Source organism: Micromonospora sp. M71_S20 (assembly GCF_003664255.1).
Taxonomy (GTDB): Bacteria; Actinomycetota; Actinomycetes; order Mycobacteriales; family Micromonosporaceae; genus Micromonospora.
Genome location: NZ_RCCV01000001.1, coordinates 59,921 through 86,481 on the forward strand (window position 1 = coordinate 59,921; position 26,561 = coordinate 86,481).

Here is a 26,561-nt window from a genome sequence, read left to right on the forward strand (position 1 = left end):
CTCGGATCACTTGAGGGCCTTTCCGTCCAGGACCGTCGGCTCGCCGCGCAGGAAGGTCGCCACGATGCGACCCGGCAGCGTCATGCGGGCGTACGGGGTGTTGCGGCTACGGCTGGCCAGCTCCGCCGGCTCGATGGTGCGGCGGGCGGCGGGGTCGACCAGGGTCAGGTTCGCCGGCACGCCGGGGGCCGGGTCGAGGCCGTGCCCCTCCAGCCCGGCGATCCGGGCCGGGGTGCGCGACATCCGCTCGGCGATCAGGTCCCACTGCGGGCCGAGCACGTCGAGGGCGATCGACAGCGCCGTCTCCAGGCCGAGCATGCCCGGCCGGGCGTACGCCCACTCGCACTCCTTGTCCTCCACCGCGTGCGGGGCGTGGTCGGTGGCGACGATGTCGATCACGCCCTCGACCAGGGCCGCCCGCAGCGCGGCGATGTCGGCCGCGGTGCGCAGCGGCGGGTTGACCTTGTAGACCGGGTCGTAGGTCTCGGCCCGGGAGTCGGTGAGCAGCAGGTGGTGCGGGGTGACCTCGGCGGTGACCCGGACGCCCCGGGCCTTGGCCTGGCGCAGCACCTCGACGCTGCCGGCGGTGGAGACGTGGCACACGTGCAGGCGGCTGCCGACGTGCTCGGCGAGCAGCACGTCCCGGGCGATGATCGCCTCCTCGGCGACCGCCGGCCAGCCGGTGAGGCCGAGCCGGGTCGAGACCTCGCCCTCGTGCATCTGCGCGCCCTCGGTGAGCCGGGGCTCCTCGGCGTGCTGGGCGATGATCCCGTCGAACGCCTTCACGTACTCCAGCGCCCGGCGCATCAGCCTCGGGTCGGCGACGCAGTGCCCGTCGTCGGAGAAGATCCGCACCCGGGCCGCCGAGTCGGCCATCGCGCCCAGCTCGGCGAGGTGCTCGCCGGCCAGGCCGACGGTGACCGCCCCGATCGGCTGCACGTCCACCAGCCCGGCCTCCCGGCCCAGCCGCCAGACCTGCTCGACCACGCCGGCGGTGTCGGCCACCGGCGAGGTGTTGGCCATCGCGCAGACCGCGGTGTAGCCGCCGAGCGCCGCCGCCCGGGACCCGGACTCGACGGTCTCGGCGTCCTCCCGGCCGGGCTCGCGCAGGTGGGTGTGCAGGTCGACCAGGCCGGGCAGGGCGACCAGCCCGGTGCCGTCGACGACGGTCGCCTCCGGCGCGTCCAGTCCGGCGCCGACGGCCGCGACGACGCCGTCGCGGATCAGCACGTCGGTCGGCGCGGCGCCGACGAGGCTGACGTTGGAGATCAGGTACGAGCTCACCGGTTGTTCCCCCCGAGCAGCAGGTAGAGGACGGCCATCCGCACGGAGACCCCGTTGGCGACCTGTTCGACGATGGTGGAGCGGGGCGAGTCGGCGACCTCGGGCGTGATCTCCATCCCCCGGTTCATCGGTCCGGGGTGCATGACGATCGCGTGTTCGGGCAGCCGGCGCATCCGCGGGCCGTCCAGGCCGTAGCGGCGGGCGTACTCGCGGGCGGACGGGAAGTAGGAGGCGTTCATCCGCTCGCGCTGCACCCGCAGCATCATCACCACGTCCGACTGCGGCAGCACCGCGTCGAGGTCGTAGGAGACGTCGGTGCCGGGCGCGAGTGCCTGCGCGATGTGGACGGGGATCAGCGTCGGCGGCCCGACCAGGGTCACCTTGGCGCCGAGCGTGGACAACAGCAGGACGTTGGAGCGGGCCACCCGGCTGTGCAGGACGTCCCCGACCACCGCGACCGACAGGCCGGCCAGCCGCCCCAGCCGGGAGCGCATCGTGTACGCGTCGAGCAGCGCCTGGGTCGGGTGCTCGTGGGTGCCGTCGCCGGCGTTGACCACCGACCCGTCCACCCAGTCGGCGAGCCGGTGCGGGGCGCCGGAGGCGGGGTGCCGGACGACCACGGCGTCGGCCCCCATCGCCTGGAGGGTCAGCGCGGTGTCCTTCAGGCTCTCACCCTTGGTCACGCTGGAGCCCTTGGCCGAAAAGTTGATCACATCGGCGCTGAGCCGCTTCGCCGCCGCCTCGAAGGAGATCCGGGTCCGGGTGGAGTCCTCGTAGAAGAGGTTCACCACGGTGCGCCCGCGCAGCGCGGGGAGCTTCTTGACCTCCCGGCCGGCAACGGTGGCCATCTCGGCGGCCGTGTCCAGGATCTCGGTGGCGGTGGCGGCGTCCAGGTCGGCGCCCGAGAGCAGGTGCCGGATCACTGTGCCTGCCTTTCGTTCGCGACTGCGGGGCTCCGCTGCGCTGCACTCCTCGCGCTCACCGGGGGGTGCCCCCGTACAACTTGACCTCGTCGGTGCCGTCGGTCTCCGCGAGGGTGACCTTCACGCTCTCCGCGAGGGACGTCGGGATGTTCTTGCCGACGTAGTCGGCGCGGATCGGCAGCTCGCGGTGGCCGCGGTCGACCAGGACGGCGAGCTGGACGGACGCCGGCCGGCCGACGTCGTTGAGCGCGTCGAGCGCGGCCCGCACCGTGCGGCCGGAGAAGAGCACGTCGTCGACGAGCACGACCCGTTTGCCGTCGATGCCGCCGGGCGGCACCTGGGTCGGCCCGACCGCGCGGGTGGCGTGCCGGCGCAGGTCGTCGCGGTAGAGGGTGATGTCGAGCACGCCCACCGGGACGGTCACGTCCTCGAAGGTGCTGATCCTGGCGGCGAGCCGCCTCGCGAGGGGGGCGCCCCGGGTGGGGATGCCCAGCAGCACCGTGTTCTCGGCGCCCTGGGTCTTCTCCAGGATCTGGTGGGCGATGCGGTCGACCACGCGCTGGACGTCGGCGCTGGCGAGGATCACCTTCACCGAGGGTTGTCGCGGCGGCAGCGACTGGGCAGCAGGTGGGTAGGCCACGGCGGACCTCCTTCCCCGCCTCACGGGACGGGTCGTTAAAGGACGTCGGATGCCGGTACCGGGACGCGAGCGGCCCGGACCGGGGCTTCCCGCCACGTTACCAGTGGTCACCGCACTGACCGCCGCCGGCCACTGACCCCCTGGTCAGCCCGGCGAAATGGGGACAACTCCCCCGGTGATCCCAACGGTAAGGTCACGACCACTTGACCAGTTGTGCCAATCCCCGTACCGTCACGCTCCGTAGCGATCGCTGGGAGAACCCCGAGCAGCACTGGGAGTGTTTAATGCCCTCTGAATACGCCAAGTCTCTGGGCGCCCGCCTGCGCTCCATCCGCCAGCAGCAGGGCCTGTCCCTGCAGGGCGTGGAGGAGAAGTCGAACGGGCGGTGGAAGGCGGTGGTGGTCGGCTCCTACGAGCGCGGCGACCGCGCCGTCACGGTGTCGCGCCTGGCCGAGCTGGCCGACTTCTACCGCGTTCCCGTCTCGGAGCTGCTGCCCGACGGCAGCGGGGTTCGCCACGAGCCCACCAGCAAGATCGTCCTCGACCTGGAGCGGCTGTACGACGAGGCCTCCGAGGACCTGGCCTACGTCGCCCGGTACGCGCGTGCCATCCAGCAGCAGCGCGGTGACTACAACGGTCGCGTGCTCTCCATCCGCGCCGACGACCTGCGCGCGCTCGCGATCGTGTACGACGCCTCGCCGTCCGGCCTGATCGAGCGGCTCACCGAGCACGGTGTGCTGGTAGCCGACCCGCGGGCGTTCTTCGCCAGCTGACCCCGACCGCGAGAAGGGCCCGTGCCGGACGGCACGGGCCCTTCTCGTCGTCGTACGGTCGTTCGTGTCGCGTCCCCGCCCGCCGTCACCCGCCGGGTGTGACGCACGTCGGCTGTGACGTGCGCCGCGTCAGCGGGTGGCGTACTCGGCGATGCGGCCGAGGATGCCGTTGAGGAAGCGCGGCGAGTCGTCGGTCGACATCTGCCGGGCCAGCTCGACGGCCTCGCTGATGGCCACCGCGTCGTCGATCTCGTCGACGTAGAGCAGCTCGTAGACCGCGATCCGCGCGAGGTTGCGGTCGACCGCCGGCATCCGGTCCAGCGTCCACCCCTCGGCGTAGCTGGCGATCACCTCGTCGATCCGGTCGAGGTGGGCGGCGACCCCCTCGACGAGGCTCACCGCGTATCCCAGGTGCTCGGGCCGGGGCTTCTCGATCCGCTCGATGTAGCCGGCGAGCACCTCGACCGGCGGACGGTCCCGCAGGTCGGCCTCGAAGAGCACGTCCAGGGCCCGCTTGCGCGCCTTGCGACGCGCAGGCATCTGCTGCTTGGGACCCTCGGCCATCAGGCGCGGCCGAGGTAACGGCCGTCGCGGGTGTCGACCTTGATCTTCTCGCCGGTGGTGATGAAGAGCGGCACCTGGACCGTCGCGTCGGTCTCGACGGTGGCCGGCTTGTTGCCGCCGGTCGACCGGTCGCCCTGCAGGCCCGGCTCGGTGTAGGTGACCTCCAGCACGACGCTGGTCGGAAGCTCGATGTAGAGCGGGACACCCTCGTGGGTGGCCACGGTCGCCTCGGCCTCGGGCAGCAGGTAGTTCGCCGCCTCGCCGACGGTGGCGCCCGGCACGTTGATCTGGTCGAACGTCTCCAGATCCATGAAGACGTAGTCCTCGCCGTCGGCGTACAGATACTGCATGGTGCGCTTGTCCACGGTCGCGGTCTCGACCTTGGTGCCCGCGTTGAAGGTCTTGTCGACCACCTTGCCGGACAGCACGTTCTTCAGGGTGGTACGCACGAACGCGCCACCCTTACCGGGCTTGACGTGCTGGAACTCGACGACGGCCCAGAGTTCTCCGTCGAGGTTGAGTACCAGGCCGTTCTTCAGGTCGTTGGTGGTGGCCATTTCCTGCCTTGATCATCAATTGGCGGACAGACCTGGCAAGTCTACTAGTTGCGCCGAACGCCGCTGCCCGCCGCTTCCCGCCACCCTTCCGCAGCGCTTTCCGCCGCACTCCCGCCGCCCGCCCGCGACGCTTTCCGGCACCCTCCCGCCGCCCGCCCGCGACCTCTCCGGCACCCTCCTGCCGCCCGCGACACTTACCGCCGCCTCCCACCGCTCTCCGCCGCCGCCCCGGGTGCTCCCGCCGGTCCCACCAGTCACCCACCGGTCCCACCACGTCGCCCCACCGGCCCCAACCCATGTCGCCCCACCGGCCCGGCCACCTCACCCCGCCGGCCCGGCCACCTCGCCCTGCCGCCGGCCCAGCCACGTCACAGGATTGCCGGCAACAAGGCGTGCCGACATATCACCCTCCGTGAGCCGAGGCTTCCCCGCCGGGAAGTTCCTGCGCCCCCCTTTGCTCTGCACCTGCGGACGCACCAGTTACGCATGGTCATCTTCTCGCTCTCGACCACGATTCGCCGCCGACAAGAAACCCCAGCTCAGCGCGGTGGTGCGAATCCGGATGCAGAGCAAAGCGTCCGGAGGGCAGCGAGCGGGCACCGCGCGGACGGTTACCCTCAGCAATGAGGGGAGATGTTACTCACCGTCACGGCATCCGAAGCGCGGCGTCGGCACGCATCTCGCCGACTCGCGCGACAGGCGGGCGGCGGGCGGCGGGCGGCGGGCGGCGGGCGGCGGGCGGCGGGCGGCGGGCGGCGGGCGGCGGGCGGCGGGCGGCGGGCGGCGGGCGGCGGGCGGCGGGCGGCGGGCGGCGGGCGGCGGGACAGGGTAGCGGGACGGCGACGGGGTTGGTGGCGGGGTGACGGCCTCAGCGGTTCAGGGCGGCCAGATGGTGCAGGGCCAGGCGGTAGCCGTCGACGCCGAGGCCGCAGATCACCCCGGTCGCCACCGCCGACACCACGGAGTGGTGCCGGAACTCCTCGCGGGCGTGGATGTTGGAGATGTGCACCTCGACCAGCGGCCCGCGCAGCATGGCGCAGGCGTCCCGGACCGCGTACGAGTAGTGCGACCACGCGGCGGGGTTGAGGACCACGGCGGCGCCCTCGTCGGCAGCGGCGTGCAGCCAGCCCAGCAGCTCGTGCTCGGCGTCGGTCTGCCGCACCGTCACGTCCAGGCCGAGTTCCCGCCCGGTCGACTCGCAGAGCGTCACCAGATCCGCGTAGGTGGTCGCCCCGTAGACGTCCGGCTGTCGGGTGCCGAGCCGGCTGAGGTTCGGGCCGTTCAGCACGTGGACCTTCACGCGGCCACCTCGCGGTAGGCCGCCTCCAGCAGCTCGTCGTCCGGGCCCTCGAGGATCGCCGGACGGGCCAGCCCGTCCAGCACGACGAAACGCAGCTGGCTGCCCCGGGTCTTCTTGTCCACCCGCATCGCGGCGAGCAGCCCGGGCCAGGCCTGGGCGGGATAGCTGGTCGGCAGGCCGAGCGCCGCCATGGCCGTCCGGTGCCGCTCCGCGGTGGGGGCGTCCAGCCGCCCCGCCAGCCGGGCCAACTCACCGGCGTAGACGACGCCGACCGACACCGCGTGGCCGTGCCGCCAGCGGTAGCCCTCCGCCTTCTCGATGGCGTGGGCCAGGGTGTGGCCGTAGTTGAGCACCTCCCGCACGCCCGACTCGCGCAGGTCGCCCGAGACCACGTCGGACTTCACCCGGATCGCCCGCTCGATCAGCTCGCGGGTCACCGGGCCGGTCGGGTCGGTGACCGCCGCCCGGTCCCGTTCCACCAGGTCGAGGATCACCGGGTCGGCGATGAAGCCGCACTTGACCACCTCGGCCAGGCCGGCGGCGAGGTCGGCCTGCGGGAGGCTGTCCAGCGTCGCCAGGTCGGCGAGGACGCCGACCGGTGGATGGAAAGCTCCGACCAGGTTCTTGCCGGCGCCGGTGTTGATCCCGGTCTTGCCGCCCACCGCCGCGTCGACCATGCCCAGCAGCGAGGTCGCCACCGGCACCCAGCGCACCCCGCGCAGCCAGCAGGCCGCGACGAAGCCGGCCAGGTCGGTCACCGCGCCGCCACCGACGCCCACCACCGCGTCGGTACGGGTGAAACCCGCCTCGCCCAGCCGGTCCCAGCAGGTCGCCGCGACGTCGATGCGCTTGCCCGCCTCGGCGTCCGGCACCTCGATCAGCAGCGGTGCGACGCCGGCGGCGCGCAGCCGCCCGCCGATCGCCTCGGCCAACTCCCTGAGCGGGTGCGCGTGCAGCACCGCCACCCGGGTCGCGTCCGGCAGCAGCCCGGGCAGCGCGTCGAGCAGGTCGCGTCCCACCAGCACGTCGTACGGGCGCTCGCCGCCGACCGGGATCCGGGTCACCTCGTCCATCGCCGGCAGCCTAGTCCAGCCGCCCGGTCCCGGGCGGGAACTGTCCACTTCGTGGCCATCCGCTCGCGCCGGCCCGCCGCCCTTGCGATCGCCCGCATCGTTCGCATGGCTCGCCAGGCGGCACCGGGCCGGTCACGTCGGCGGGGGGTCACCCGGGCACCCGTACGGCCCAGGCGGCCAACCGGCGGGCGTGCTCGGCGACCTCGTCGCGCAGGGCGTCGGGACGCAGCACGGTGAACGGGCAGCCCAGCCCGGCGAGCAGCTGGGCCATCCCGCCCAGGTTCTCCGCGCGGGCGCGCAACAGCACGCCGTCGGCGGTCGCGCTCAGCTCGGCCACGCTGGGCGGGAGGCGGCGCCGGGCGGCGGCCAGGTCGGTCTCCAGCAGCACCTCGACGTCGTGGGCGTACGGCACGCGGGCCAGCGCGCGGGTCACCCGGGCCACCGGGTCGAAGCCGTCGGGGACGGTGAAGGTCTCCTCCCCCGGCTTTACCTCCCCGATCCGGTCCAGCCGGAACGTGCGCACCTCCCCGCGCAGGTGGTCGTGACCGGTGACGTACCACCGGCCGGCGTGGAAGACCAGCCCATACGGGTCGAGTTCGCGGCGGGTCGCCGCGCCGGAGAAGGAACGGTGGTCCAGCCGTACCCGGCGCCGGTGCCGGGCCGCGTCGGCGAGGGTGAGCAGCGTCGCGGTCGCCGGCCGGGCCTCCGGGACCGACCGGCGCAGGGTGAAGTCGAGGTGCTCCTGCACCGCGGCGAGGCGGTCACCGAGCGTGGGCGGCAGCACCCGGCGGATCTTCGCCAGCGCGGTCGCGGTGGCCGGCTCCTCGGTGCCCAGCCCGAGCCGCTCGGCGGCGACCAGACCGAGCAGCACGGCGACGGCCTCGTCGTCGGTGAGCATCAGCGGCGGCAGCTTGTAGCCGGGGCGCAGCCGGTAGCCGCCGTGGCGACCCCGCTCGGCGGTCACCGGGACGCCCAGCTCCGCCAGGGTCGCGGCGTAGCGGCGCACCGTACGCCCGTCCACCCCCAGCCGGCGGGCCAGTTCCGCCCCGGTGAGCCGGTGATGGCTCTGGAGCAGTTCGAGCATGCCGAGCACCCGGGCGGCGGGGTGTGCCACGGGCCACTCCTCGAAAGCGGGCGGAAAGCGTCCGGATTCGATCGTACGGTGGTCCCGGACGACGAGAGAGGGAGGTCGCAGATGGCGACGTTCGTGCTGGTTCCGGGTTTCTGGCTGGGCGGTTGGGCGTGGCGCGAGGTGACCGCCGCGCTGCGCGGGCGGGGTCACGAGGTCCACCCGGTGACGCTGACCGGGGTGGCCGAGCGCGCCCATCTCGCCGGCCCGGAGGTGGGCCTGGAGACGCACACCACCGACATCGTCCGGTTGATCGAGGTGGAGGACCTGCACGACGTGGTGCTGGTGGGGCACTCCGGCGGCGGGCTGCCGGTGACCCAGGCGGCGGACCGCGTTCCGGAGCGGATCGCCCGGGTGGTCTACGTGGAGAGCGGGCCGATGCCGGACGGCATGTCGCAGTTCGACAGCAACCCGCCGGAGGAGCAGGAGCGGCTGCGCGCCGAGATCGGCGGCGGGCACCTGCTGCCGCCGCCCGCGTTCGATCCGGCGGAGGACCCGGAGAACCTGGCGGGGCTGGATTCCGCCGCGCTCGCGCTGCTGCGCCGGCGCGCCACCGCCCACCCGCTGCGCGCCGCCACCGACCCGGTGCGTCGCGCCGGCGGGCGCGCGGTGCCGACGGCCCTGGTCGCCAGCACCTTCCCGCTCGAGGTGGTCGAGGGCATGATCGCGCAGGGCCACCCGTTCTTCGCCGGGCTGGCCGGCGGCCAACTGCACGCGCTGCCCACCGGGCACTGGCCGATGCTCAGCGAGCCGGAGGGCCTGGCCGACGTGCTCGACCGCATCGCCCGCGACTGACGGCCACCGACGCCCCGCCCGCATGCGGCATCCGGCATGCGGGCGGCCGGACCGACCGTGCACGTGCCCCGGTCCAGCGCCGCAGCGGAAGTGCGGCGGCTCAGCGCCTGAGGAGCGCGGCGGGTCAGCGCCTGAGGAGCGCGGCGATCTCGGCGGCGATCTCCGCCGGGGACCGCCCGTCGGTGACGACCGTCGCGGTGGCCACCTCGGCGTAGAGGGGGCGACGCTGGTCCAGCAGGTACTTCAGCGTCGCCCGGGGGTTGATCGCCAGCAGTGGGCGGCCCATGCCGAGCCCGACCCGCTTCACCGCGTCGGACAGCTCGACGGAGAGGTAGACCACGGGGTGCCCGACCAGGGCCGCGCGGTTCTCCTCGGCGAGGACCGCGCCGCCGCCGAGGGCGAGCACGCCCTCGCACGAGGCCAACCCCGCCGCCACCGCCGCCCGTTCGAGGGTACGGAAGTGGTCCTCGCCCTCGTCGATGAAGATCTCGGGGATCGGCTTGCCGGCCAGCCGGACGATGTCCAGGTCGGTGTCGCGGAACTCCACGCCGAGCAGCTCCGCCAACGCCAGCCCGACCGTGGTCTTGCCGGAGCCGGGCGCCCCGACCAGCACGCAGACCGGCGCCATCAGCGGCACCGCCGGCCGGCAGCGCGCCCCGCCCGTCGACCCGCCGCGCGTTCCGCGCTCACCGGATCACCAGCGCGTCGAGGTAGCCGGCCAGGTTGCGACGGATCTCGGCGACCGAGTCGCCGCCGAACTTCTCGGTCGCGGCCTCCGCCAGCACCAGCGCCACCATCGCCTCGGCGACGACGGCGGCGGCGGGCACGGCGCAGACGTCCGAGCGCTGGTTGATTGCGGTGGCCGGCTCGCCGGTGGTGACGTCCACCGTCGCCAGAGCCCGGTTCAGCGACGAGATCGGCTTCATCGCGGCCTTCACCCGCAGCGGCTCGCCTGTGGTGATGCCGCCCTCCAGCCCGCCGGCCCGGTCGGTGACCCGGCGTACGCCGGTGGCGGTGGGGATGATCTCGTCGTGCGCCTCGGAGCCACGGGAGCGCGCCTGCTGCCAGCCGTCGCCGATCTCCACGCCCTTGATGGCCTGGATCGACATCAGGGCGGTCGCGAGCCGGGCGTCGAGCTTGCGGTCCCACTGCACGTGGCTGCCCAGGCCCGGCGGCACCCCGTACGCCAGCACCTCGACCACGCCACCCAGGGTGTCGGCGGCCTTCTTCGCGGCGTCGACCTCGGCGACCATCCGGGCGCTGGCCTCCGGGTCGAGGCAGCGCAGCGGGTCGGCGTCGATGCGGGCGGCGTCGGCGGGCGTGGGGCGCAGCCCCGGCTTGGCGGCGACCGGGCCCAGTTCCACCACGTGCGAGACGATCTCGATGCCGAGGGCCTGCCGGACCAGCGCCTTGGCGACCGTGCCGACGGCGACGCGGGCGGCGGTCTCCCGCGCGCTGGCCCGTTCCAGGATCGGCCGGGCGTCGGTGTGGCCGTACTTCTGCATGCCGGCCAGGTCGGCGTGGCCCGGACGGGGGCGGGTCAGCGGCGCGTTGCGGGCCTGGCTGGCGAGCTCCTCCGCGTCGACGGGGTCGGCCGCCATGACCGTGCGCCACTTGGGCCACTCGGAGTTGCCGACGCGGATCGCGACCGGGCTGCCGAGTGTCACCCCGTGCCGGAGCCCGCCGATGATCTCGACCTCGTCCTGCTCGAACGACATCCGCGCGCCCCGGCCGTAGCCGAGCCGCCGCCGGGCCAGCTCACCGGCGATCTCCCCGGTGGTCACCTCGACGCCGGCGGGCACGCCCTCGAGCATCGCGACGAGGGCGGGACCGTGCGATTCCCCTGCAGTCAACCAGCGCAACACAGCGGTCAGTCTGTCACGCCCGGTGCCCGCCGCCGTGCGGTGCCCGCCGCGTCCCGCCCTGCGGACGCGGCGCGGCACCGGCGCGACCGCCGGGTGGCCCGGGGTGACTCGTACCGGCCTCAGGTTCCATCTGCTCCGGGCCGGTCACCTCCGATAGCGCTGTGCCACTGCCGCGAAGGCGGCCTTGGGCTCCCATTCCATGTCGGGGTAGGTCTGCCCACGGCGTCCTTCGAGGAGTTTGACGATGCCCAGGCCGGCCCGGTCCAGGTCGTCCCTGGGGTCGCCGTCCGGGCGGTGCGGGTAGCCAGGCAAGGCGAACAGGAACACGAAGGCGCTGTCCACGCCCTCGGTCTCGAAGATCTCCAGGAGTTCGCTCAGATAGGTGGCCTGGCCGGCCTCGTCACGCTCGTATACGCCGTTCAGCCGTACCGGGGCCCTGGTCTCCGGGTCGTGCTCGACCACTTCCAGCACTCGCCCACCGCGGTCCCCCGCGCCGCGGTAGGCCGCGGTGCCGAATCCGGTGATGGCGAGCGGCTTCGGGCCCTGGGCCAGGATGCGCACCGCGTCCCGGAACTGGTCGGCGACCTCGGCGGAGCGGATCAGCTCGAACGCCACGATGTCGAAGGGAGTCCAGTCGACCTGCTCGAACTGGATGGATGCGTAGGTGAGTTTGCCCTCGAAGCGGTCACGGACCGTGGCTACCGCGTCGCGGAGGAAAGCGTTGATTCGCACGCCGAGTTCGCGGATGGCTTCGGCCCGCCGTTCGGGTTGTCTCATCAACTGCCCGACCCGGTCCTCGGGGCTCTCTCCGGGCAGGAACCCGCGGTTCATCACGCTCAGCTCGACCCCTGCGACGAACACGACCGCGGCCCCCTGCTGCCGGAGCCGTTCCGCTCGCTCGGCGCAGTCGCGGAAGAGCGTGAGGATCTGCTGCGGATCCAGCTCCAGCGGATAGGGCGAGAACCAGACCTCCAGGCCGAGTTCGGCGGCGGCACCGGCGGCCAGCTCCAGTCGATCCGGGTCGCCGCCGATGATCTGGACCGCGTTGCAGTGCAGGTCGTCGCGGATGATGGCGAGCTCGCGCCGGACCACCGCAAGGTCGAAGTGCTCGCGGGACGTCTGGCCGTGCACGACGAATCCGGTGTCGTAGGTCATTCCTCTTGCGCGCATGGCGGCGTCCTTTCTGTCGGTCCCGGTAGGGCCGAGACTGACAGGAAACGTGCGCGCACGCAAGTTTACGTACGCGCAACTTTGCGCGTACGCAGCCCTGCGTGGGACGCTGAGACCGTGACGACGCCACCACCAGGGCTGCGGGAGCGGAAGAAGCAGGCCACGCGCGAGGCGCTACGCGAGGCGGCCCTGCGCCTGGCCGTGCAGCACGGACCGGACCAGGTGCGGGTCGAGGACATCGCCGAGGCGGCCGGGGTCTCGCCGCGCACCTACAACAACTACTTCGCCAGCCGCGAGCAGGCGATCGTCTCCGCTGTCACCGCCGACCGGGAGGCGCGCATCGCGGCGGCGGTCACGGCCCGGCCCGCAGGAGCGCGCCTGGCCGACGCCGTCACCGAAGCAGTGGTCGAGCAGTACGCGAACACCGGCGAGCAGGAATACCAGGTGCTGCTGTTGATCACCACCCGGACCGCGCTGCGCGACGCGTTCCTCGACACCACCACCGGCATCGAGCCCCCTCTCACGGCAGCGATCGCCGAACGCCTGGGTGACGCCGGAGCGCACACAGCCCGCGTTCTCGCGGCAAGCGTGGCCGCGGCGGTTCGCATCGCATTGGAAGGCTGGCTCCAGCCGGCCGGGAACGCAGGGGCCGCCGAGGGCTTCGGCGCCGGAGGGCTGGTCGTGCCCTCCGGCTCACTGCCCGACCAGCTCCGCGCGGCGCTGGCCCCGCTCGCGCCCGCGTTCGACGCCGCCGAGCGACGCACCCAGCCCTGAACGCACGCTCAGATACCCCGGCCGCGTTTGTGCAGGGTACGCAGCACCGCGTCAGCGCGGACCATCCGCCCGGCCACGGCGAGGGCCAGGTACGCCCTCGGCTCACGCGGGTTGCGCCGGATGGTGTGCCGGGCCCAGCGCATCGCGCCCCGCCGGTCGCCGGACGCGGCACGGGCGAAGGCGATCTGCCCGGTGACCCGCGCCTCGCCGGCCGGCTGGGTGCCGAACTCGGGGTAGCGCTCCAGCAGCCACTGCAACGCCTCGGAGATGGTGTCCCAGCGCTGCGCGAAGTAGGACCGCTTGTGCCAGCGCACCAGCACGTACGGCGTGCGCAGGTTGACCAGCGGCGCGCTGCGGGCGGCCCGGAGCAGGAACTCGTAGTCCTCCGCGTAGCTGCCCGGGATCTCCTCGTCGACCAGCCCGAACCCGTCGCGCAGCGCGGCGGCGCGGATCAGGAAGGTCGACGGGTGCAGCTCCGTCATCCGGTCCCGCAGCAGGTCGGCCAGGGTGACCGAGTCCTTCGGCAGCGCCCGGTCGACGGTGTGCCCGTCGTAGCTGACCCGGATGCCGCAGCTGACGAACTCCGCGTCGGGGTGGGCGGCGAGCGCCTCGACCTGGGCGCGCAGCTTGCCGGGCAGCCACTCGTCGTCGTCGTCGCAGAACGCGACGAGCTCGCCGGTGGCGGCCAGGACGCCGGAGTTGCGGGCGCCGGCCAGGCCGGGGGCACGCCCGTTGCGGATCACCCGGACCAGCCGGTCCGGGCGGGACAGCTCCGCCAGCGAGGCGTCCGGCTCGGACTGGTCGTAGACCACCACCACCTCGATCGGGCCGGGGTGGTCCTGGTCGAGGATGGCGCGCACAGCGGCCCGGAGCAGCTCCGGGCGGTCCCGGGTGGGGACCACCGCGCTCACGCTCGGGTGTTCGGTCATCGCCGCTCTCCGTTCCGGCCGGGCCGTGCCCACGGCCGCCACCTCGTCCGCTGCCGTCGTCCGGTCGACGCGGCCACCAGGTCCTCCACGATCCGTCCCACCTGCTCGACCGCCGCGCGGCGCGCCCGGGACGCGTCCGGGTCGGCCGCGACGGCGAACCGCGACGGGTCGGCGAGGCCGGCGGTGAGCGCCTCGAACAGCGCCTCCCGGGTCTCGGCCAGCGCCACCATGCCGGCCGCGCCCAGCCGGCGGGCGAACAACTGCTGGTGGTCGTCGACGTGTTCGCCCCGGGTCGGGTCCCGTGGGACGACGATCGGCAGGTGACCGTGCCGGCGGGCCTCCAGGATGGTGGCCGGGCCGCCGTGGCAGACCACGAGGTCGGCCTCGGCCATCGCGGTCTGCAGCTCGTCGTGGCCGAGGAAGGGCATCGCCCCGGGCACCCCGGGGGCCCGGGTGTGTCCGTGCTGGACGGTCATCCCGACGTTCTCGGCGACGGCGGGGTGCCACTCCTCCAGCCAGCCGACCAGGCGGTCGAACGGATGCTTGTCGGTGCCGACGGCGACCAGCAGCCGGGCCCGGACGAGGTCGCCGGGGTCGCGCGGCCGGGGCACCCGGTTGGCGCCCGCCGGCCGGGGACGGCCGGGGGCGACGCGGTGCGCGGGGGCGGTTCCGGTGCTCTCGGCGCTCACAACAGGGTCCCCACGACGGTGGCCTCCGGGTACTGCCGGCGCTGCTCGTCCCACTGCACGAGCATCGCGGAGAGGAACGGCCGGCAGAGCCGGGCGGTCAGGGTCGGGGTGTCGATGCGGTCGTACACCTCGATGTAGACGGTCGGTACGCGCCGGAGCCGGGCCAGCACCACGAACGGGACGGCCACCCCGGCGCCGGTGGTCACCACCGCGGCGACCCGGCGCGACCGCAGCACCCGCCAGGCGAGGACGGCGTTGCGCAGCAGGTTCGGCACGTTGCGGGTGGTCGGGTGGTGCGCCGGGACGAGTTCCTCGCCGGCCAGCAGCGAGAGCGCCTCGGGTGTGTCGAAGGTGACCCAGCACCGCCGCCAGCGTTCGTACCACGGGCGCAGGGCGAGCAGTTGGGCCAGGTGGCCGCCGCTGGAGCCCACCAGGAGCAGGACTCCGGGCTCGCCGGCATCCTCGGTTGTCGTTTCCACGCGACTCCCCACAAGTTCGCTTGGACGTTCGGTGGTCGCCACGCGACAGCAGATCACACGTCCCCGGCTGGTGAAATAGGGCGACCGGGTGACAAGTCGATCTCCGCGGGTGGCGGATCGGGTGCGCCGCGCCGACCATCGGTATCGACGATCGTCACGACCTGGAATTTCTTCGTCACTGTCCGGAGTCAACGGCGGGCCGACGGCTCCGGCGATTTCGGCGGATCAGCCGCTATGTCGTTTCTCGACGATGTCCAGCAGGGCGGGATGCAGTGCGGCGTTCCAGCCCGCGCCGGCGTCGGCGAGGCGCCAGGTGCGCAGCCACATCTCCAGCAGGTAGGCGTCGGCCACCAGCCGCCGGGCCGCCGGTGCGAGCCCGAGGTCGGCGCCGTACCGGTCGAGGTGGGCGTCGACGGCCCGCGCCGCCGCCGCGGCGGGCTCGCCGCGCAGCACCAGGGCCCGCTGGAACGCGTCGTGCGCCAGGTCGAAGCCGAGCGGCACGTCCGGCCCGCTGTGCTCCCAGTCCCAGGCGACGAGGCGGCCGGCGTGCACGCCGAGGTTCCAGGGCACCCAGTCGCCGTGCCAGTGCCCGAACTCGACGGCCGTGTCGCCGTGCCGGCCGGTCAGGGCGGCGACGGCGGCGACCGCCCGGGCCCCTTCCGGCGTGCCGGCGGCGGCGCGTGCGGCCTCGGCGGCGAGCCGGGCCAGGAACGCCGACCCGGCCACGGCGCGCGGTGGGGCCGGCGGGCGGCCCCGGCGGGCCACGGCCAGCAGCGCCGCGATCCGCGGCGGTTCGCCGACCGACACCCCACGCACGGCCGGTGGCAGCGGCTCGACCAGCGCGACCACCTGCCCGGCGGCCGTCGTCTCGGCGAGCAGCCGGGGCGCCGCCGGATGGTCGGGCACGCCGGTCACCGCCGGCAGCTCGCGCAGGGCCGCCGCCTCGGCGGTCACCAGCGCCCGGGTGGCCCCGTTCCAGCCGATCTTCGCGTAGCCGAGGGCCCGGCCGTCCGCGCCGAACAGTTGCAGGGTGGGCTTGTGGTTCGGGTCCGGCGGGCGGACCCCGCAGGCCGCGTAGACCGACGGCGCGCCGAGTGCGGCGCCCAACCGCCCGGCCAGCAGCGCCTCGTCGGCCGCGACCCGCTCGGGCAGCGACACCGTCAGCCGGGGGAACCGGGCCAGGTCGACCGCGCCGACCCGCGCCAGCACGCCGAGCCCGGCCCGCACCGCCCGCACCTTCGGCGGACGCAGCGCGTTGTACGCCAGCAGCGAGGCGGCCGTGGCCCGGGGCGCGCCGAGCGGCAGCAGGAACCGGGCCCGGGCGAGCGACGGGACGACCGCGTACCGGGCGACGACCCGGTGCCCGGGCGGCGGCGGGGCGCCCACGGTCAGGGCGATCCGCTCGTCGCCGAACACGGCCCGGGTGACCCAGCCCAGCCCGTCGGTACGCGAGCGGGGGTCGGCGGCGGTGGCCGGCGCCGTCACGGGGCCCGGTCCGGCCAGTCGAGCTCCAGCCCCAACCGCTGCCGCAACGCATCGTTGTACGGGCGGTAGTACTCGGTCAGCTCGGCGCGCACGGCCGGCTCCAGCGGCGCCGAACGGCGGTCGTTGTAGACCTTGAAGTCGGGCAGGTCGTGCGGGGGCAGGCCGAGGAAGTCCAACGTCCGGCGATAGGTCGACCGGGCGTCGCGGTAGAGGTCCTCGCTGGGCAGGAAGAGGATCTGCTCCCGGTCGAACCGCTCCAGCCACGGCTCCAGGTGCTCCAGGTAGCGGCCTCGGGCCCGGTAGGTGTACCAGTCGTACGGCTCGCTGAAGTACTCCGGCTCGGCGATCAGTCGCTCCCGCTCCCCCGCCGTGCGCTCCTGCTCGGCGGCCAGCGCGGCGGCGAAGTCGAGCGGCTCGATGCCGTGCGTGCGCCGTTCCTTCCAGTGCGAGTACGCCCGCTCCACCGGGTCGCGCAGCAGCACGATCAGCCGCACCGACGGCATCAGCGCCGCGACCCGCTGCGCCGCGAGAGGGTGGAACATGTACAGCGGCGCCGCCTCGCCGACGCGCACGGGCCCGCCGTGCCGCTTCTCCAGCGCCTCCCGGTGGCGCTGCGTCGGGAAGTGCGAGCGGTACCAGGCCTCGCCGCGACGCCAGTGCTCCTCGAAGTAGTGCGAGGACTTGGTGTTCCAGGCGGGAAAGAGCCGGGGCACCAGCGGGTGCTGGATCAGGTAGTTCCACAGCGAGGTGGTGCCGCCCCGCTTCGTGCCGATGATGAGGAAGTCCGGCAGCGGTCGCCGGTCGCTGGTCCGCACCCCGTAGTCGACGAGTGACTCCCGCACCCGCTCCGTCACCTGGGTCGGTACGAGCTGCTTCACCCGGTCTCGGATGGACGGCACGACGGACCTCACCTGCCCTTCGATTCCTCCGGGGCGCGCCCGGTGGCGGCCGGGGCCGCCTCCTGCCGCCCACGGACCTGCACCATGGTCACCCGGATGCGGTGCCGCACCCGGGGCAACGTCAACAAGCCGACGCAGCCGGCGGCCAGCACGCCCAGGGCCACGGCCAGGCCGCCGATCCCCCGGCCGCCGGCCAGCACCCCGACCGCCGCCGCGGCCCCGACTCCGGCGACGGTGGCCGCCCCGGCCCGCAGCATCGCCGCGTCGACCAGCGGCTGGCCGACCACGACCCGGGCGCAGACGACCGCCGTGACGTTCTCGGTGGCGATGCCGAGCGCCCAGGCCAGCGCCGCCCCGGTCGCGCCGTGCGCCGGGATCAGCCAGAGGCCGAGGGAGACGGTGACGAGCAGCCCGGCCAGCGTGGCGGCCAGGTGCAGCCCGCTGCGCCCGCCCATCAGTAGCAGGCTCTGCACGTTGCCGACGCCGGTGTTGACCAGCATGGCCAGCGCGAGCACGGTCATCGCGGTGGCACCGGCGGTGAACTCGGGCCCGAAGAGTTGGAGGAAGGCCAGCCCGAAGACGGCCAGCAGCAGGTAGACCGGCCAGGACAGCACCAGCCCCCACGTGGTCAACTGCCGGTGCACGGCCGCCGCCGCGGCCCGGTCCCCGCGCCCGAGCAGCCGGGACAACTGCGGCGACACCGCCACCCGCAGCCCCTGCATGGCCAGCTGGCCGGCGAGGATGTAGCGCCCGACGGCGCCGAACACGCCGGCGTCGGCCGGCCCGGCGAGCACCGACGTGAGCAGCACGCCCACCCACATGTTGCCGGCGTCGATGGCGGCCGACGCGGCCCGGGGCAGCGCGAAGCGCCAGAACGCCGACCAGTCGCCCGCGGCGGGCCGCAGCGCCGCGCCCCGGCCGACGCCGAGCGGGCCGGCCACCAGCGTCAGGCAGGCCAGCAGGGCGAGCGCCGCCGGCACCAGCCAGCCGGTCATGCCGGCCAGCAGGCCCCCGCCGGCCAGGGCCGCCGCGCCGACCAGCACCGGCCGGGCCACCGGCAGCAGGAAGAACTGCACCCCGACGTACGCCCGGATCGGGCGCGCGCAGCGCAGCGCGGCGAGCAGCAGCGTCATCGCCACCACCACCGGCACCGCGGCGAAGCTCGCCGTCAGCAGGGCCGCGCCGTCGACGCCGGAGCCGCCGAGCAGGCGCGGGGCGAGCGCGTCGGCGGCGAGCACCCCGCCCACGGCGACGGCTACCGCGACCAGCAGCGGCGGGAGCAGCGCCACCGGGAGCACCCGGGCGGCGTCGCCGCGCGCGCCGAGGCGCCGGCGGGGCAGCGCCCACATCAGCCCGGTCTCCGCGCCGAGGGTGCACACGGCGGTGGCGACGGTGACCACCCCGATCGCGGCGAAGAACGCCCCGGAGCCGACCGTGCCGTAGCCGCGGGTGATGACGACCGCGAGCAGGAAGCCGAAGAGTCCGCTGGTGGCCGCGCCGATCAGCCCGGCGACGCCGCTGCGGACGCTGCGGCGGGTCTCCGTGTCGTCGCCGGACGCCCCGGCGGTCCCACCGGGCGCGCCGGTGCCGGCCGGCGGTCCGCCCGGGATCGCCCCGGCCCGGGTCGCCCCGTCCGGTGCGGCGGCCGGGGCGGGCCCATCTGGCACGGCTGCCGGGGCCGGCCCGTCCGGTGCGGCGGCCGGGTGGGGACCGGAGGGCGGGTGGGTGGCGGCGGTCATGCGGGCACCGCTTCCGGGCGCGGGAGACGGGGGCGGTGCAGGCGGGCGGCGGTCTCCCGCTCGGTGAGCGCCATCGCGAAGGCGACCGCGAAGAAGGCGACCGCGAGGTTCTGGTTGGCCATGCCGTAGAAGGGGATCTGCACCAGACAGACCACCGGCACCACGGCCAGCCACTGCCCGGCGGCGGACGTGGCCCGGGCGCAGATCAGCGCGGCGACCACGAACCACGCGAGGAAGCACAGCAGCGCGGGGACGCCGTGGCTGAACAGCACCATCCACAGCTGCCCCTGGGTGCCGATCGGCGCCTCGGCGCTGACGGTGTCGACGTTCACCGGCGCGCCGTAGCCGAGCCAGGGCGACTCCCGTACCCGCCGGATCACCTCCACATAGAGGGAGAGCCGGTCGGTGTTGGTGTCGCTGGACTCGACCCGGTTGCCGATCAGCTGGGTGACCGGGATGAACAGGGTGACGAGGCCACCGGTGACCACCACCCCGACGATCGACGCGGCCACCCGGACGTTGCCGCGCAGGGCGGCCCGGACGCCGAGCACCGCCAGCCCGGCGCCGAGGCTGAGGAACATCGCCCGGTTGAGCGTGAGGAAGGCCGGCGCCAACGACAGCGGCAGCGACGCCAGCAGCGCCCAGCGCAACACGCCGCGCCGGCGCAGCATGGTGAAGGCCACGACGCAGGGCAGCGTCATCGCGTACGCGCTGCCGTAGTTGTTGGTGTACGCGAACGGCGCGGCCGGCCGGTAGATCGGGTTCAACGACCGGGCGCTGTACTCCGCGGTGGTGAGGTGGACCATGTCCTGGATGAACGGGGTGTTGGCCACCCCGCCCGGGAGCAGCACCTCCACCGGGGTGGTCAGCGCGAACCGGGGTGCCAGCACGCCCAGCCAGCCCAGCGCGACCAGCCCGAACCAGAAGGCGCAGAGCGGAACGAGGACCGCGACCTGGTCGGGGCGCTCCCGGGTGACCGCGTAGACGTAGACGCCCACCACGAGGGCGGTGAGGTAGAAGGCGAGCCGCAGGGCGAACGTCAGCACCGAGGCCGGCGTATGCAGTTGGGTGGCGCTGACCACCACGACGGCCAGGAACAGCAGCCAGATCCCGGCGGCCGGAGGCAACGGCACCCGGCCCCGGATGAACAGCAGCGCGAACAGCAGCGCCCCGAGCAGGGGCCACCCGAGGTAGAACGCGCCGGCCAGCCACCAGACGGGCACCATGCCGAACATCAACGCCAGCGGCCAGAGCGGCAACCGTGGCGGGGGCGGCGGCTGCGGCAGCGACGCGGCGGCGCCCGGGCCGCCGCCCGGCTCGGTCGTCGCCGGCGCGCGGGTGACCGGCACGGATCAGCCCCGGCCGCTGCGCGTCAACACGAAGCCGAGCGGGGTGACCCCGGCGGCACGCAGCCGCTCCACGAGGCGGCGCAGGTCGCCCTGCCGGGTCCGGTCCTGTTCGACCACCACGACCGCCGTGCCCTGCCGGGCGACGGCGACCCCGCGCTCGTCGGACTCCGCCGGCGGGGCGTTGAACAGCACCAGGCTGTGGTCGGCGCCCTGCCGCCAGGTGCCGAACCGGACGCTGCCCGCGCCCACGGTCACCGGGTCGGTGCTCGCCACCTTGCCGTTCCCGCCGGTCGCCGTCGAGGTGACCCGGGGCAGGGTCAGCGTGGCGTCCGGGTCGGTGGACGGGCGGGCGCCGATCGGGTGCGGCGACGGGCGTCGGGCCGCCGTCGGCTCCGGGGTGCCGCCGCTCTTGCCGTCCGTCGTCGAGCCGGCCGGCCGGGGCTTCGGGACGAGCGGGCGGGACGGGTCCGCCGTGGCGGGCAGCCGCTCCCGGTCGGCGAGCACGGTGGTGCGCAGCCGTTCGGCGCGCCCGCTGTCGTCGGCGACGAAGACCTCCCGACCGACGGCCGCCAGCGCCACCGCCAGCCCGGCGGTGATGGCCGTGGGGTCCTCCTCGCGGGCGGTCAGCAGCGACACCCGGGCGGGCTGGCGCACCCGCTCGGCGATGGCCATCGCCACGTACCGGATGTCGGCGTCGACCGCCTCCTTGCCGCCGCGCCACCGGCGGCTGCGGACCGTGCCGAGCAGCGGGAGCCCGATGGCGTCCCGGCCGTCGTCGACCGACCGGATCCGCCGGTCCATCGACTCCCAGGCGTACGCGAGCACCACGCCGAGCAGCGTCCCGCCGAGCAGGCCGGCGAGCAGGTAGAGCGGGCGGTTGCCGGCGGAGGAGGCCAGGGCCCGCTCGGCGGTCTGGGTGACCCAGCCGGGGTTGACGTCGACCGCGGCGATCTCGGTGCGCGCGGCGTTGAGCTGGGTGAGCTGGTTGTTGATCCCGGTCAGCTCGGTCACCGCGGCGTCGACGGCGCCCTCCCGGGCGTTGTTGACGCGCTTCTGCAGGGCGGCCTGCTGGGCGGCGACCTTGGCGATGCTCTCGTCGTACGAGCGCAGCATCTCCTCGCGCTGCTTCTCGTACATCGTGCGGCGCACGTCGAGGTAGGCCTGGGCGGCGAGGTTGACGCCCTCGACCGCCTGCTCGGCGGTGGGGGCCTGGTAGACGAAGCGCAGGATCTGCCCGCCGGTGGGCACCTCGACCTCCAGCGCGTCGCGCACCTCGCGCGGGTCCAGGTCCCCCGAGTCGGCCAGCCGCTGCACCACGTCGGTGCCCGTGGCGATGCCGCTCTCCACGTTCATGTTCACCGCCCGGTCGGCGTTGGCGCCGCTGGGCGTGAACGCGTCGGTGACGACGGGGCGGACCGCCACGACCGCGCTGGCGGTCACGGCGGCCGGTACGAGCACCACGTAGCCGAGCGCGGCGAGCAGACCGATCGCGGCGACGGCCCCGACCAGGCGGATCCGGTGCAGCGGGACGCGCAGCAGGTCGGTCAGCGTGACGGTGCGGCCCGGTGTGCCGCCACCGCCGGCGGGGACGTCCGTGGGCCAGGTACCGGGGGAAGCGTCAGTCATGGAACTTCTTCACCGTCTGTTGTGGATTTCCAGCGACCACGACCCGCGGCGGCACGTCCGTACGGACCACCGTGGCGGCGCCCACGACACTGTCCCGGCCGATCCGCACGCCCTTCATCACCAGGGCGTGCGCCCCGATCCACACGTTGTCCTCGATCGTGATCGGGGCGCGGGTGGCCGGGACGGGCGGGTCGTGCCGCTGTTCGGGAGGAAGGTTGTGGAAGTCGTTGTCCAGCAGCTCGCAGTCCGAGAGCAGGCACCGGTCGCCGATCGTGACCGACGTCCAGGTGCCGATCCAGGTGGCGTTCAACAGGCAGTCGGCACCGACGCGCACCTCGCCGGGGCCGGCGAAGCGGACCAGCTTGTTGATCCGGGTGCGGTCACCGATGCTCACCCGTACGCCCCGGCGCAACCGGATCCGGCCGCGGATCTCCACGCCCCGACCCAGCGTCAGCCGGGGATAGCGCAGCGTGTACCAGCCGCGCTTGACCGCGAAGACGACCCGCACCGCGAGCCCTCTGCGGTTGCCACCCGCGCCGACCAACGACCCTCCCCACGTCGTGCGGGCCGGCGACGGCTGATCCGTCGCCGGCCCAACGTGAACAATCTACCGATGTTCCGTTACGAACAGTCGACCGTCACTGCACGGAGAAGAAGGTCGACGGCGTTGACCACGTCACGCCGGCGGTCGCCGGGACCACCGTCGCCGCCGTTCCGTCGACCGCCGGGGCGGCCGTCGGGTCGAACGGCACGCTGCGCAGCGTGCCGTCGGTGGCACCGTACACGACCCGGCCGGCGACCCAGGCCATGCCCCGCACGGCCGACCAGGTGACCCCGGTGGTGGGCAGGGTGAACTCGGTGGCGCCGAGGTAGTTGCCGTCGATCTCGAAGTAGCGGTAGTAGAGACCGTTGGCGCCCGTGCGGGTGTAGTAGAGGCGGCCGTCGAGGTAGAAGGCGCCGGTCATCAGCGCCGGGTTGAACCAGTCGTTGTAGCCGGACGCCTCCCACGGCGCGCCGATCGCGCCGCCGTTGAACAGCGAGATGTCGATCCGGCTGCCGGTGGGGGTGCCGGCGACGGTGTGCGACCAGTAGATCCGGTCGGCCACCCGCCAGGTCGCGCCGGCCGCCGTGTAGTTGGGCTGGCTGACCGTGGTCGGGGTGCCCAGGCTGGCGCCGTCGAACGGCACCTTGGCCAGCTCGCCCGCGCCGGTGCCGACGTAGAGGTTGCCGGTGGCGGCGGTCGGCGCGTTCTTCGGGGTGATGGTGCGCCCGCCGGTCAGCGGGAACATCCCGAGCCGGCCGTGGTACTCGTTGCCCATGCCGTCGGAGTTGTGGCCGAAGTAGAGGCCGTCGCTGCCCCGCCAGAGCACCGGCACCGAGGAGCCCCAGTTGCTGGTGCCGGACGGCATCGACGCGCTGCCGCTGCGGCGCGGGTTCCAGTTGACCGGCATGCCGGTGGCCGGGGTGACCGCGGCGATGCCGAGCCGGTCGATCGCGCCGTTGCCGGCGGTGTCGCTGGCGTTCGGGTTGTTCAGCCAGCGGAAGTGCCCGCCGAGGTAGATGACGTTGTCGGCCACCTCGACGGAGGTGATGGTGTCGTTGCCGGTGTAGTCGACCCAGGTGCCCAGCTGCCCGGTCCCCCGGGCTGCCGTCTCGAAGCGCACCAGCGCGTCGCAGTACGCGGCCGGCCAGCCGGCGCCGCCGTTGGTGCCGACGACGAACCAGCTGCCGTCGCCGCCGAACTTGACGTCCTGCACGTAGTGCACGAAGGTCGCCGGCGCCGCGCACGGCGGCACGAACTTCTCCGTGCTCCAGTCGAGCACCGTCGGGGTGCCCGAGAGGTCGACCAGCGCCATCTGGTTGCGCGGCAGGTCGTTGACGAGCGTGAAGTTGCCGCCGACGGCCAGGGTGCCGCCGTCCGGGGAGACGTCGATCGTCCAGACGTACGAGGTGGTCTGGTGGCGCCCGACGGTGGCGTTGACGTTGAACGTCGGGTCGATCGCGCCGGTCGTGGCGTTGAGCCGGCCGAGGCCGGCGTGCGCGGTGCCGTTTAGCCAGTTGAACGCCCCGGCCACGTAGAGCCAGTTGCCGTGCAGCGCCAGGTCGCGGACGGTGCCGCCGTCGGAGCGGCCGACCCAGCTGTCGACGATCGCGCCCGTGGTGGGGTTGAGCGCCACCAGGTTCTTGCGGGAGACGCCGTTGACGGTCTTGAAGGTGCCGCCGACGATCACCGTGCCGCCGGGCCCGGCGACCAGCGTGTTGACCGCGCCGTCCAGCACCGGCAGGAAGCTGGTCGAGATCGTGCCGGTGGCCCGGTCGTACGCGAAGAGGTAGCGCTGGGTGGTCCACGCCGCGCTGGCGGTCTGGCGGATCTGGGTGAAGCTGCCGCCGACGAACACGGTGGAGCCGACCTGCGCGAAGGCGCGGGTCTCGCCGTCCCTGGCGTGCGGTGTGGCGTCGGCCGGATTGGCCGAGACCAGGGTCGCCGGTTCGGGCGCCGGCACCACGGCGGCGGAAGTCCCGGTGGGGACGGCCAGCACGGCGGCTGCGGTCACGAGTGCGACCACCGCCGCCCGGGTGCGGAGTCCGGCGGATCGCCGAGAGAGCGGGATGTCGGGCACGCTACGCCTCCATGTCGGGAGAGAACCCGCGTAGCGTGCCTGGTCGACCCAGCCTGGCGATATCCGCCGATTGGGCGGTCACTGCATCAGCAACATGACACCGCACACAGAAAGTCGGATGTCCGACTCGCCCGTATCACTTCGGGTGAAACTGTGAACGCGCGGTGTCAGCGGGCGCCCCCGGTGGGCTGCCGCAGGTAGCTGTCGCGGCCGGCGCGGGCGAACCCCGCCACCGACGAGGCGTCGTGGTTCATGGTCATGTCACAGGTGTCCGTCCGGCGGGTCATCCCCGGGGAGTTGAAGTAGATCGCCGCCTTGATCTTCGGGTGCGCCTTCAGCGCCGCCGGGAACTCCTCGAACCAGCGCCGCTTCGCGTCCGGGTCGGCCGCGTCGAAGTTGGTGCCGAACTCGGCGAGCATCCGCGGCTTGCCGACCCCGAGACGGTTCTCGTCCAGCCAGCGGTAGAAGCCGCCGATGGTGGTGGCCGGGCTCTTCCAGACCTTGCTGCCGTTGCAGACGTGGAAGTTGTACGGGTCGTAGCCCACCCAGTCGACGTACCGGTCACCGGGATAGAGACCGGTGTAGCGGTCGTAGTGGCCCGACCAGCCCATCATCGTCCAGACCCAGACCGCGTTGTCAGCGCCCGCCGCGGCGAACCGGTCGTGCACGTGCCGCCAGGCGCGGACGAAGTCGGCGTCGCTGCCCTTGGCCGGCTCGTCCTCCGGCTCGTGGTCGAAGCCCATGAACACCGGCACGCCGGTGTCGCGGATCCGCCCGGCGACCGCGTCGATGGTGGCGTCGTACCGGCCGCTGTAGACGTCCTGCCAGGTCAGCACCGTGCCGGAGGAGAAGATCCGCGACTCCCAGGCGAAGAACATCAGCCGCCCCTCGCGCATCTGCTGCCGCTGGTAGGCGTCGGGGAAGGCGCCGTTGCTGCCGGCGTTGGAGAAGTCGTGGTAGCGGTGCACGATGTCGAACTTCCGTCCGACCTGCGCCTCCACCTCCGCGACCGCCGCGCCGTGGTCCCAGCCGTCGCCGGCGCTCGACGGGGAGTACATCCCCCACCAGGCGCCGCAGGAGGGCACCAGCCTGCTCGACACCTCGCCGCACCGGTCCGTACCGGCCGAGGGGCTCGCCGACGGGCTCGGGGTGCCGCGGGTGGGGCTGGCGCTGGGCGTCGGCCGCGGCGCGGGGCTCGGCGCGACCGTCCGGGTCGGCGACGGCGCGGCGCTGGTCACCACCGGCGTGGGCCGGGTGCCGACGTCGTAGCGGATCTCCAGGCGCGGGCGCAGGTCGGGATTGCGGTTCTCCGTCGACGCCCAGTAGATCCTGCTCTCCAGGCCCGTCTGCGCCAGCGACACCGTCCAGGTGCCGTTGCCCTTCACCAGGGCCGAGACGTCCCACTCGTTGAAGCCCTTCGCCACGCCGGAGACGGTGTCGAGCACCGCCCCGGGCAGCATCGGCGTCGGCCGTGCCGCGCGGGCGTCCACCGCGGAGGCGTGCGCGGTCACCGTCGCCGGGAACTCCTGCCACGCGTGCACCCGCAGCGTGGCCCGCACGTTGACCGCCGTCGCCGGCAGGGTGGTCACCGCGAACTGGACGACCGCCTCCCGGCCGCCCCGCGGGTTGCCGTCGCAGCGGACCGCGCAGGTCGCCAGCGTCGTCTTCGCGCCGTTGTCGCCGTCCTGCGGCACCATGGTCGCCGTGGTGTCCGCGGTCGCCGGGATCGACAGGTCGTCGGCGGCCAGCAGCGGCATCGTGGTGGCCACGATCCCGGCCACCACGGTGGCACCGGCCACGCCGAGGACGACGGCCTTGCGCCGTGGGCCGGCGTGCCGTGGGATGCGGTGCAGTCCGTGCCTGCTCAAGGAGTACTCCCTGTGTGTCGGACGGTGACG

General features: G+C 73.9%; 25 protein-coding genes. 3 read left to right on the plus strand and 22 right to left on the minus strand.

From position 1 onward, the window contains the following. Positions 1 to 6: 6 nt before the first annotated feature. Genes DER29_RS00300 through pyrR form a run of 3 tightly spaced genes read right to left on the minus strand, consistent with a single transcriptional unit; the run spans position 7 to position 2,847 of the window. Entirely contained in the window at positions 7 to 1,284 is a 1,278-nt protein-coding gene (locus DER29_RS00300; protein ID WP_121395243.1) for a dihydroorotase, read from the minus strand. Continuing rightward, positions 1,281 to 2,207, minus strand: coding sequence for an aspartate carbamoyltransferase catalytic subunit (locus DER29_RS00305; RefSeq protein WP_121395245.1), 927 nt, complete (start codon positions 2,205 to 2,207; stop codon positions 1,281 to 1,283). The genes DER29_RS00300 and DER29_RS00305 overlap by 4 nt, the downstream gene beginning before the upstream one ends. Positions 2,208 to 2,262: 55 nt before the next feature. Further along, complete coding sequence (gene pyrR / locus DER29_RS00310) at positions 2,263 to 2,847, minus strand: bifunctional pyr operon transcriptional regulator/uracil phosphoribosyltransferase PyrR (protein ID WP_121395247.1); 585 nt, start codon at positions 2,845 to 2,847, stop codon at positions 2,263 to 2,265. Between the two features lie 284 nt (positions 2,848 to 3,131). Here pyrR and DER29_RS00315 point away from each other — a divergent pair, with 284 nt between their 5' ends. Further along, positions 3,132 to 3,620 (plus strand): transcriptional regulator, encoded by a 489-nt coding sequence (locus DER29_RS00315; protein WP_013285505.1) that lies wholly within the window; start codon positions 3,132 to 3,134, stop codon positions 3,618 to 3,620. A 129-nt stretch (positions 3,621 to 3,749) separates the two neighbouring features. Here the strand turns inward: DER29_RS00315 and nusB are convergent, their stop codons facing one another. The 5 genes from nusB to DER29_RS00340 form a co-directional block, all read right to left on the minus strand. Continuing rightward, positions 3,750 to 4,160, minus strand: coding sequence for a transcription antitermination factor NusB (gene nusB, locus DER29_RS00320; protein WP_172896683.1), 411 nt, complete (start codon positions 4,158 to 4,160; stop codon positions 3,750 to 3,752). A 23-nt stretch (positions 4,161 to 4,183) separates the two neighbouring features. Further along, positions 4,184 to 4,741: an elongation factor P gene (efp, locus tag DER29_RS00325; RefSeq protein ID WP_121395249.1), complete on the minus strand. Its 558-nt coding sequence runs from the start codon at positions 4,739 to 4,741 to the stop codon at positions 4,184 to 4,186. Between the two features lie 868 nt (positions 4,742 to 5,609). Continuing rightward, positions 5,610 to 6,041 carry a type II 3-dehydroquinate dehydratase gene (gene aroQ / locus DER29_RS00330; protein WP_121395252.1) on the minus strand — a complete coding sequence of 144 codons (432 nt, stop codon included), beginning with the start codon at positions 6,039 to 6,041 and terminating at the stop codon, positions 5,610 to 5,612. Next, positions 6,038 to 7,114 carry a 3-dehydroquinate synthase gene (gene aroB / locus DER29_RS00335; RefSeq protein WP_121395254.1) on the minus strand — a complete coding sequence of 359 codons (1,077 nt, stop codon included), beginning with the start codon at positions 7,112 to 7,114 and terminating at the stop codon, positions 6,038 to 6,040. The genes aroQ and aroB overlap by 4 nt, the downstream gene beginning before the upstream one ends. A gap of 148 nt (positions 7,115 to 7,262) precedes the next feature. Next, positions 7,263 to 8,228, minus strand: a complete 966-nt coding sequence (locus tag DER29_RS00340) for a YafY family protein (protein WP_121395256.1) — start codon at positions 8,226 to 8,228, stop codon at positions 7,263 to 7,265. A gap of 81 nt (positions 8,229 to 8,309) precedes the next feature. Here DER29_RS00340 and DER29_RS00345 point away from each other — a divergent pair, with 81 nt between their 5' ends. Further along, entirely contained in the window at positions 8,310 to 9,038 is a 729-nt protein-coding gene (locus DER29_RS00345) for an alpha/beta fold hydrolase (RefSeq protein WP_121395258.1), read from the plus strand. 124 nt (positions 9,039 to 9,162) lie between these two features. On the opposite strand, the gene DER29_RS00350 is transcribed toward DER29_RS00345, so the two are convergent. From DER29_RS00350 to DER29_RS00360, 3 genes are all read right to left on the minus strand, one after another. Continuing rightward, the gene (locus DER29_RS00350; protein WP_121398851.1) at positions 9,163 to 9,666 is read right to left on the minus strand and encodes a shikimate kinase; all 504 of its coding nucleotides are present in this window, start codon (positions 9,664 to 9,666) and stop codon (positions 9,163 to 9,165) included. A gap of 58 nt (positions 9,667 to 9,724) precedes the next feature. Next, positions 9,725 to 10,903, minus strand: a complete 1,179-nt coding sequence (aroC, locus tag DER29_RS00355; RefSeq protein ID WP_121395260.1) for a chorismate synthase — start codon at positions 10,901 to 10,903, stop codon at positions 9,725 to 9,727. 144 nt (positions 10,904 to 11,047) lie between these two features. After that, positions 11,048 to 12,058: a hypothetical protein gene (locus DER29_RS00360; protein ID WP_121395262.1), complete on the minus strand. Its 1,011-nt coding sequence runs from the start codon at positions 12,056 to 12,058 to the stop codon at positions 11,048 to 11,050. A gap of 132 nt (positions 12,059 to 12,190) precedes the next feature. Between DER29_RS00360 and DER29_RS00365 the strand changes: the two genes are divergently transcribed. Further along, positions 12,191 to 12,847, plus strand: coding sequence for a TetR/AcrR family transcriptional regulator (locus DER29_RS00365; RefSeq protein WP_121395264.1), 657 nt, complete (start codon positions 12,191 to 12,193; stop codon positions 12,845 to 12,847). An 8-nt stretch (positions 12,848 to 12,855) separates the two neighbouring features. On the opposite strand, the gene DER29_RS00370 is transcribed toward DER29_RS00365, so the two are convergent. From DER29_RS00370 to DER29_RS36045, 11 genes are all read right to left on the minus strand, one after another. Continuing rightward, complete coding sequence (locus tag DER29_RS00370) at positions 12,856 to 13,776, minus strand: glycosyltransferase family 2 protein (RefSeq protein ID WP_121398853.1); 921 nt, start codon at positions 13,774 to 13,776, stop codon at positions 12,856 to 12,858. Beyond that, positions 13,773 to 14,387: a glycosyltransferase gene (locus tag DER29_RS00375; RefSeq protein ID WP_233599971.1), complete on the minus strand. Its 615-nt coding sequence runs from the start codon at positions 14,385 to 14,387 to the stop codon at positions 13,773 to 13,775. The genes DER29_RS00370 and DER29_RS00375 overlap by 4 nt, the downstream gene beginning before the upstream one ends. A 74-nt stretch (positions 14,388 to 14,461) precedes the next feature. Then, positions 14,462 to 14,944: a UDP-N-acetylglucosamine--LPS N-acetylglucosamine transferase gene (locus DER29_RS00380; protein ID WP_121395268.1), complete on the minus strand. Its 483-nt coding sequence runs from the start codon at positions 14,942 to 14,944 to the stop codon at positions 14,462 to 14,464. Between the two features lie 225 nt (positions 14,945 to 15,169). Next, complete coding sequence (locus tag DER29_RS00385; protein WP_121395270.1) at positions 15,170 to 16,429, minus strand: hypothetical protein; 1,260 nt, start codon at positions 16,427 to 16,429, stop codon at positions 15,170 to 15,172. Further along, positions 16,426 to 17,328, minus strand: a complete 903-nt coding sequence (locus tag DER29_RS00390) for a sulfotransferase domain-containing protein (RefSeq protein ID WP_121398854.1) — start codon at positions 17,326 to 17,328, stop codon at positions 16,426 to 16,428. The genes DER29_RS00385 and DER29_RS00390 overlap by 4 nt, the downstream gene beginning before the upstream one ends. 8 nt (positions 17,329 to 17,336) lie before the next feature. Continuing rightward, positions 17,337 to 19,067, minus strand: coding sequence for a lipopolysaccharide biosynthesis protein (locus DER29_RS00395; RefSeq protein WP_233599595.1), 1,731 nt, complete (start codon positions 19,065 to 19,067; stop codon positions 17,337 to 17,339). After that, positions 19,064 to 20,302, minus strand: a complete 1,239-nt coding sequence (locus DER29_RS00400; protein WP_370040232.1) for an O-antigen ligase family protein — start codon at positions 20,300 to 20,302, stop codon at positions 19,064 to 19,066. Before DER29_RS00400 ends, DER29_RS00395 begins: the two co-directional genes overlap by 4 nt. Before the next feature lie 117 nt (positions 20,303 to 20,419). Further along, positions 20,420 to 22,042 carry a lipopolysaccharide biosynthesis protein gene (locus tag DER29_RS00405; protein WP_121395273.1) on the minus strand — a complete coding sequence of 541 codons (1,623 nt, stop codon included), beginning with the start codon at positions 22,040 to 22,042 and terminating at the stop codon, positions 20,420 to 20,422. After that, on the minus strand, positions 22,035 to 22,586 hold the full coding sequence (locus DER29_RS00410) for a DapH/DapD/GlmU-related protein (RefSeq protein WP_121395275.1): 552 nt from the start codon (positions 22,584 to 22,586) through the stop codon (positions 22,035 to 22,037). The genes DER29_RS00405 and DER29_RS00410 overlap by 8 nt, the downstream gene beginning before the upstream one ends. A 94-nt stretch (positions 22,587 to 22,680) precedes the next feature. Next, positions 22,681 to 24,609, minus strand: a complete 1,929-nt coding sequence (locus DER29_RS00415; RefSeq protein WP_121398858.1) for a hypothetical protein — start codon at positions 24,607 to 24,609, stop codon at positions 22,681 to 22,683. A gap of 221 nt (positions 24,610 to 24,830) precedes the next feature. Then, positions 24,831 to 26,531: a glycosyl hydrolase gene (locus tag DER29_RS36045; protein ID WP_121395277.1), complete on the minus strand. Its 1,701-nt coding sequence runs from the start codon at positions 26,529 to 26,531 to the stop codon at positions 24,831 to 24,833. Positions 26,532 to 26,561: the final 30 nt, after the last annotated feature.